We start from the raw sequence: 3000 nt of genomic DNA, 5'->3' as shown, positions 1-3000 counted from the left end.
GTGCGGCCCATTTCAGCGTCGTCGATCCCGCCAAGCGAGACGAGCCAGCGGAAGACGGGCGGCATCGACCACGACGCCCCGTCGATCTCGGCGGAAATGCCATCGGGCAACACGCGGGGAATGTTCTCTACAAAGCCGCCGCCGGTGATATGCGCCATTGCCTTCACCGCGCCCGTCTCGCGGATGGCGCGCAGCATCGCCTTCACATAGATGCGGGTCGGCGCGAGCAGCACTTCGCCAAGGCTCGCCCCGTCACCATTCGGGAAGGGGGCGGAATAGGAGAGGCGGTTATCTTCCACAATGCGCCGCACCAGCGAGAAGCCGTTGGAATGGAAACCGGAGGAGGAAAGGCCAAGCAGCACGTCACCCGGCTGCACATCGCCGCGCGGCAGGATCTGGTCGCGCTCGACCGCGCCGACGGCAAAGCCCGCAAGGTCATAGTCGCCCTTGGCATACATGCCAGGCATTTCCGCCGTCTCACCGCCAATAAGCGCGCAGCCCGCCTGACGGCACCCCTCGGCAATGCCGGCCACCACATCGCGGGCGACATCTACGTGGAGTTTGCCGGTCGCGTAATAGTCGAGGAAGAAGAGCGGCTCCGCGCCCTGCACCACAAGGTCGTTCACCGACATAGCCACGAGGTCGATGCCGACCGTGTTGTGGATATCCGCCTCGATAGCCACCTTGAGCTTGGTTCCGACGCCGTCATTTGCAGCGACCAGAACCGGGTCCCTGAAGCCGCAGGCGGCGAGATCGAAAAGCCCGCCAAAGCCGCCCAGCGCCGCGTCGGAGCCGGGCCTCCTGGTGGATGCAGCCAGCGGGACGATCATCCGAACCAATTCATTGCCGGCATCAATATCGACCCCCGCCGCTGCATAGGTATAGCGGTTGGGGCGGTCCTTCGGAGGGGTGGGGGACATTTGGTCTCTCAAGGGGAGTCAGGGGCTTGAATGCGCCCAAATCACCCCAAATCGTGCCGCGGTGCAAGAGAAAGACGAAAAACTCCGGCCTGCCGCCTTCGCCGGGGCGCGGGAGTGTTGTACTGTGCCCGCCAAGGGCGCGCTGAATCGCCATATATCGAGACGGATCAAGGCTCTATCCATGATTTCTTCCTTCAGGCTTCTGCACGCATGTTTCGCGGCTCTGTTGCTGATGGTGCCTTTCTCGTGCGCATCCGCCGCCGATATTTTTACGGTGCGGGGCATCCATGTGGACAAGACAGCCGAAAGCGCCACAGCGGCCCGTGCCGCCGCGCTGGCCGAGGCGCAGCGTCTTGCTCTCAGCGCGATGATGAAGAAGCTGACCCTGCCGGAAGACTGGGCATCGCTGCCGGAAGTAGATGATGCGACCGCGCAGAACGCCGTGCGGGGCTTTCAGGTAGCTAACGAAAAGACGAGCTCCACCCGCTACATCGCTGAAATGATTGTAAGTTTCCAGCCCGAGGCTGTGCGCCGCCTGCTGCGGGGCGCAAATGTCGCCTTTGGCGAGACGCAGGCGCGGGCTTCCCTGCTGCTGCCGGTCCTGCATCGGGAGGGCGGGCCGGTGCTTTGGGAGGAAAACAATCCCTGGCGCAGAGCCTGGGCCTCGCTCGAGCCGAGCGATGAACTGACCCCGCTTATCCTGCCGATTGGCGAGATCATGGAAATCAACGCAGTCCCCACCGCAACGGCGATTGCGGGGGATGATGCCTCTCTCACCGCGCTCACAGACCTTGCCGCCAATTACGGCACGAACAGCGTGGTCGTGGCGGAAGCATCTCCTGCAGGAAGCGGCCTGCGGGTCACGCTCACAAGGCGGGGCGGTGTCACCGAGAACGCGCCCATCACCAAGACCTATGAAGGGCAGGACGAGGCCGCCATGAGGCTCGCCGCGGCCGACATGCTGAATGAGCTTTCCACGCAGTGGAAGCGGCAGATCATCGTGCGGGACAACCGCGTCTCCACGATTGTCGCTCAGGCGAATTTCGCGACGCTCTCCGAATGGGAAAACATCCGCAAGGGGCTCACCTCGACGCCGCTGGTGCAGGGTGTGGAAGTGGTCGGCATTTCCTCGCGCGGTGCCGAGATCAGGATTTCCCACAAGGGTAGCGCTGACATGCTGGCGCTTTCGCTCGCCCAGCAGAATGTCAGTCTTGCCGCAGCGGGGAAGTCAGAGAACGCGGCAGAACTTGCGCCCTATACGCCCGCCAGCACAACTTCGCGCGCGCCACAATGGCATCTGACGGTCCGGCAGTGACAGGGCTTCACATGAGGCACGGTGCATGAGCATTCAGCGGCAAGCGGCCATATGGGCAGGGGTGATCGGTGTTTTTATCCTTATGCTCTGGCTGTTGAAAGGCATTCTTTTGCCTTTCGTGGCGGGTATGGCGATTGCCTATTTCCTCGATCCGCTGGCTGACCGGCTGGAGAAATATGGCCTGTCGCGCCTCGCCGCGACCGCGCTCATCACCATCTTCTTCCTGATGCTCGCCATCATTCTCGCCATCGTGCTTGTGCCGGTTCTCTACGGGCAGTTGATCTCGCTCGTCGAAATCACACCGCGCCTTCTCCAGCGCGGGCAGGAATGGCTGGTCACGGTGGGTGATGGCCGTCTGGGCCGTGTCCTCGGTGTGCATGGCTCAGATGTCGAAAAGGCGATCTCCGAAAGCCTTACCGGCTCGCTCGACTGGCTGCTCGCCTTCGTCACCTCTCTCGGCACGCAGGGGCTGCAGATCGTTGCCGTCCTCTCGCTCATCGTGGTGACGCCGGTGGTGGCCTTCTACCTGCTGCTCGACTGGGACCATCTGGTCGAGAAGGTAGATGATCTTCTGCCGCTCGATCACAAGGAAACGATCCGCCGCCTCGCCAACGAGATCAACGAAGTGCTGGCGGGGTTTATCCGCGGGCAGGTCATTGTGTGTCTGGTGCTCGGTGTCATCTATGCGGTGGGGTTGACGCTGGTCGGCCTGCGCTTCGGCCTGATCGTCGGCATCGTTGCGGGGCTTATCAGCTTCATTCCCTA

General features: G+C 62.6%; 3 protein-coding genes. 2 read left to right on the top strand and 1 reads right to left on the bottom strand.

The features are described 5' to 3' along the window. Positions 1-920: phosphoribosylformylglycinamidine cyclo-ligase (gene purM, locus WBF74_RS08840; RefSeq protein ID WP_424438308.1), on the bottom strand; the 920-nt coding region annotated here is incomplete at its 3' end. 181 nt (positions 921-1101) lie between these two features. Between purM and WBF74_RS08835 the strand changes: the two genes are divergently transcribed. Both WBF74_RS08835 and WBF74_RS08830 read left to right on the top strand, forming a co-directional pair. Then, on the top strand, positions 1102-2235 hold the full coding sequence (locus WBF74_RS08835) for a DUF2066 domain-containing protein (RefSeq protein ID WP_424438305.1): 1134 nt from the start codon (positions 1102-1104) through the stop codon (positions 2233-2235). Positions 2236-2260: 25 nt separating this feature from the next. Beyond that, on the top strand, positions 2261-3000 hold a 740-nt coding region (locus tag WBF74_RS08830), incomplete at its 3' end, for an AI-2E family transporter (protein WP_424438302.1).

The organism is Parvibaculum sp., assembly GCF_049672805.1.
Classification (GTDB): Bacteria; Pseudomonadota; Alphaproteobacteria; order Parvibaculales; family Parvibaculaceae; genus Parvibaculum.
Note: the sequence above shows the minus strand (reverse complement) of the source record. Positions and strands in the feature narration are given on the sequence as shown.